Annotated in this window: 2 protein-coding genes and 1 pseudogene; 2 read left to right on the forward strand and 1 reads right to left on the reverse strand. The window is 67.2% G+C overall.

Annotation, left to right across the window (positions count from 1 at the left end; all coding sequences use genetic code 11):
• Positions 1–103: 103 nt before the first annotated feature.
• Positions 104–1,309 (reverse strand): saccharopine dehydrogenase family protein, encoded by a 1,206-nt coding sequence (locus tag AAC997_RS03145; protein WP_340644246.1) that lies wholly within the window; start codon positions 1,307–1,309, stop codon positions 104–106.
• Positions 1,310–1,483: 174 nt separating this feature from the next.
• On the opposite strand from AAC997_RS03145, the gene AAC997_RS03150 reads away from it, so the two are divergent.
• Entirely contained in the window at positions 1,484–2,149 is a 666-nt protein-coding gene (locus tag AAC997_RS03150; protein ID WP_340644247.1) for a dihydrofolate reductase family protein, read from the forward strand.
• A gap of 171 nt (positions 2,150–2,320) precedes the next feature.
• Positions 2,321–4,190: pseudogene (locus AAC997_RS03155) on the forward strand (hypothetical protein); the annotation flags it as partial.

The following is a 4,190-nucleotide window of genomic DNA, read 5'->3' on the forward strand; positions in this document are numbered from 1 at the left end:
CGCCGCACCGCCGCCTCGTCGACGACGAAGCAGGGGGAGGGGACACGAGCCAGGTCGAACCCCGCGAAGGCGCCGGGACCGCCGGCCTGGGTTTCCATGGCTGTCAGAAGGCCAGGGGGGCGGCCAGGTCCTTGACCTGCCAGGGCAGCCCGTGCCGGTTCAGCATGTCCATGAAGGGATCGGGATCGAGCTGCTCCATGTTGAACACGCCTGCGCCCGACCACTGGCCCGTCAGCATCAGGGCCGCGCCGATCATGGCAGGCACCCCGGTGGTGTAGCTGACCGCCTGGTTGCCGGTCTCGGCATAGGCTTCCTCGTGGTCGCAGATGTTCAGGACGTAGACGGTCTTCTCCGCGCCGTCCTTCTGGCCGCTGGCGATGACGCCGATATTGGTCTTGCCGCGGGTCACGGGACCGAGGGACGAGGGTTCCGGCAGCAGCGCCTTGAGGAACTGCAGCGGGATGATCTCGCGACCCTCGAACATCACAGGATCGATCCGGGTCATGCCGATATTGGTCAGCACTTCCAGGTGCTTGAGGTAGGAATCTCCGAAGGTCATCCAGAAGCGGATGCGCTTGATCTCCGGGTAGAACCGCGCCAGCGACTCCAGCTCCTCGTGGTACATGAGGTACATATTGCGCGGTCCGACCTGATCGAAGTCGAAGGTTTGCTTCTGGGCCAGGGCCGGGCCCTCGACCCACTGGCCGTTCTCCCAGTGCCGCGAGGGCGCGGTCACTTCGCGGATGTTGATCTCGGGGTTGAAGTTGGTGGCGAAGGGGTGGCCGTGGTCGCCGCCGTTGCAATCCAGGATGTCCAGGGTCTCGATGCCCTCCAGCAGGTGCTTGGCGACGTAGGTGGTGAAGACCGAGGTCACGCCGGGGTCGAACCCGCAGCCGAGCAGGGCCATCAGCCCGGCGGCCTTGAACCGCTCCTGATAGGCCCACTGCCAGCTATATTCGAACTTGGCCTGATCACGCGGTTCGTAGTTGGCGGTGTCGAGGTAGTTCACCCCGGCCGCCAGGCACGCCTCCATGATCGCCAGGTCCTGATAGGGCAGGGCGAGATTGACCACGAGGCCGGGCTTCACGGCCTTGATCAGCGCGGTAGTCGCCGCGATGTCGTCGGCGTCCAGCTCGGCGGTCTCGATGGTCACGCCGGTGCGCTGTTTCACCGAAGCCGCGATGGCGTCGCACTTGCTCCGCCGGCGGCTGGCCAGCGTGATGTGCGTAAAGATGTCCTGGCTCATGGCCATCTTGTGGACGGCGACGGACCCCACACCGCCGGCGCCGATAACAAGCACCCTACTCATCTGTGCCCCTTCTGACGCGGAACAAATTTCTAGAACATGACCACCCGGAGGCGGCGTTTGGGGGGGATTATCACGACGAGGTCGGCTCCGCTAACCGCAGAGAGCTAACGCGTGAAATGTCGGATCGTCGCGCGCCCGTCCGTCCTTGGGCCAGGTAACTGCTGGAGAGACCAGATGAGGAAAATTGTCGCCGCCGCGTTCGTCAGCCTGGATGGGGTCATGCAGGCGCCCGGCGGGCCTACTGAGGACCCGACCGGGGGCTTCGCCCAAGGCGGGTGGACCGTGACCTACTGGGACGACGCCATGGACGCCTTCATGGGCGGAATGTTCGAGGCGCCGTTCGACCTGCTGCTGGGCCGCAAGACCTATGAAATCTTCGCCGCCCACTGGCCCTTCGCGGAGGCGGGCGATCCGGTGCGCGAGGCCTTCGGCGCCTGCACCAAGTATGTCGCCACCCGCTCCGACCAGGCCTTTGGCTGGGAGAACACAACGCCGATGCGAGGCGATGTGGCGGGCGAGGTCGCCAGGCTGAAGCAAGGCGAGGGGCCCGTCCTGCTGACCCAGGGGTCCAGCGTGCTGTTGCAGACCCTGCTGGCCCACGACCTGATCGACGAGTTCCGGCTGCTGACCTTCCCGGTGGTGTTGGGGCGGGGGAAGAAGCTGTTCGGCGAAGGGGCGCATCCGGGCGCGCTGAAACTGACCTCGACCAAGGCGTCGACCACCGGCGTGATCATGAGCGTCTATGAGCGCGCAGGCGCCATCGAAATCGGCTCATTCCAGCAGGCAGAGCCCTCGGCGGCGGAGGTCGCAAGGCAGGCGAGAATGAAGCGGGAGGGCTGAGGGAGCCCTGGCGACGCCTGCGCGTATTACGACCGTCGTTGCGGCGACGACATCGTCGAGTCACATCGCGCGCCGAAGAAAACGACGGATTTCATGGTCATCGCCCGTTCAGGTCGAACGGGGCATTTGGCCCGGAATTGCGCCGCATCTTCTCTGCATAGGGTCAAAGCTTTGAATTCCTCCCCCGCCTCCCACCGCGTCGCGGCCAGCCTGATTCTTCAATTGCTGGCGGGTGTGGCCGCCGTCGCCCTGACCGCAGGGGCCGCGCAGGCGCAGACCGCCGCGGCGCCCGCCTTCGACCCCGCCTTCGACGAGGATGTCGAGGTCGAGGAACTGGTCGTGGTGGCCGGGGTGCGCACTCTGCGGGGCTCGGTGGCCGGCGACATCACCCCGGAGGTCACGCTCTCGGCCCGCGAAATCCGGGCCTATGGCGCGGCCAGCGTGTCGGAGCTGCTGACGGCCCTGGCGCCCCAGACCGGAAGCAGCCAGGGCAGCGGCGGCCGGCCGGTGGTGCTGATCAACGGTGCGCGGGCGTCGGGCTTCGCCGAGATTCGCGACCTGCCCACCGAGGCGATCGCCCGGGTGGAGATCCTGCCCGAGGAGGTGTCGCTGAAGTATGGCTACCCCGCCGAGCAGAAGGTGGTGAACATGGTCCTGCGCCAGCGCTTCCGCGCCAAGCTGGTGGAAGGTTCGGTCCAGGCGCCGACCGAGGGCTCGGCCGGATCGACGGTGGCGGGGCATGCCGCCCTGTTGCGCATCCAGCGGGGCCAGCGCCTGACCCTGGACGCCAAGGCCACCAGGACCGATCCGATCCTGGAGAGCGACCGTGACGTGATCGGCGCCAGTCCGTTCCGGACCCTGCAGGCCGACACCACAAATGTGGTGTTCAACGCGGTGTACGCTCGGCCCCTGGGCGCCGGCGTGTCGGGCACCCTCAACGGGACCTACGAATCCACCGACACCGACTCCAAGCTGGGCCTCTCGCCGTTCTCCACCGAGGCCCTGACCCGGCGCTCCACCACCGACAACGCCAGCCTGGCCGGCGCCATGAGCGGCGCCTATGCCGGTTGGCAGTGGTCCTACACCGGCGCCCTGTCTCGCAACGTCGCCAAGTCCTTCAACGACCGCGCCCTGGGGGCCGTCGCCTCTACCGACCGCACCAGGTCCATCACTACCTCGGCCCAGTCCGACATCGTGCTGAATCGCGCCTTCTGGAACCTGCCGGCCGGCCGGATCGGGTCCACCCTGACCGGCCGCGTCTCGACGACCCAATTGGAGAGCGAGGCCCTGCGCGGCGGAACCAACACCTCCAGCGACCTGACCCGCAACATCGGGCAGCTCCAGGCCAGCTTCGACGTGCCGCTGCTGCGGGCCGGCGAAGGCCTGGGAGAGACCTTCGGCAAGCTCTCGAGCAACATCAATCTGGGCTACCAGCACCTGTCGGACTATGGCGACCTGGAGACGGTGGGGGCGGGTCTGAACTGGACCCCGGTGAAACCGCTGCGGATCCTGGCGTCGGTCAATCGCACCGACCAGGCGCCGACCATCAACCAGCTCGGCGATCCCATCACGGCGACCTCCGGCGTTCGGGTCTTCGACCTGACCCGCGGCGAGAGCGTCGACGTGATCCGCGTGAGCGGCGGCTCACCCAACCTGACGGGTGGGCAGCGGGAAGTCCTCAAGCTGGGCCTGACCTACAAGCCCTTCGAGGCCACCAACCTGACCTTCCAGGCCAACTACGTCTCCAGCCGGACCGAGGACGTGGTGGCCGCCTTCCCGTCGGCCTCGACCCAGGTGGAGGCGGCCTTCCCGAACCGCTTCATCCGGGACGCCAGCGGCGTCCTGGTGCAGATCGACGCCCGTCCTGTGAACTTCGCTCGCCAGGCGCGGGACGAACTTCGCTGGGGCTTCACCTATTCGCGCAATGTCGGCCCGGCGCTGACGGAAAGCCGCCATCTGCTCCGGCGTCGGCTGCGGGCCGACATTGCGCGAATAGGTGAAGCCCCAGCGAAGTTCGTCCCGCGCCTGGCGAGCGAAGATC

The organism is Phenylobacterium sp. (assembly GCF_037968635.1).
Classification (GTDB): Bacteria; Pseudomonadota; Alphaproteobacteria; order Caulobacterales; family Caulobacteraceae; genus Phenylobacterium.

Bases quoted from the DNA above. Each gene is read 5' to 3' on its own strand.
- AAC997_RS03145 (WP_340644246.1), bottom strand. From the start codon at position 1,309: ATGAGTAGGGTGCTTGTTATCGGCGCCGGCGGTGTGGGGTCCGTCGCC.
- AAC997_RS03150 (WP_340644247.1), top strand. From the start codon at position 1,484: ATGAGGAAAATTGTCGCCGCCGCGTTCGTCAGCCTGGATGGGGTCATG.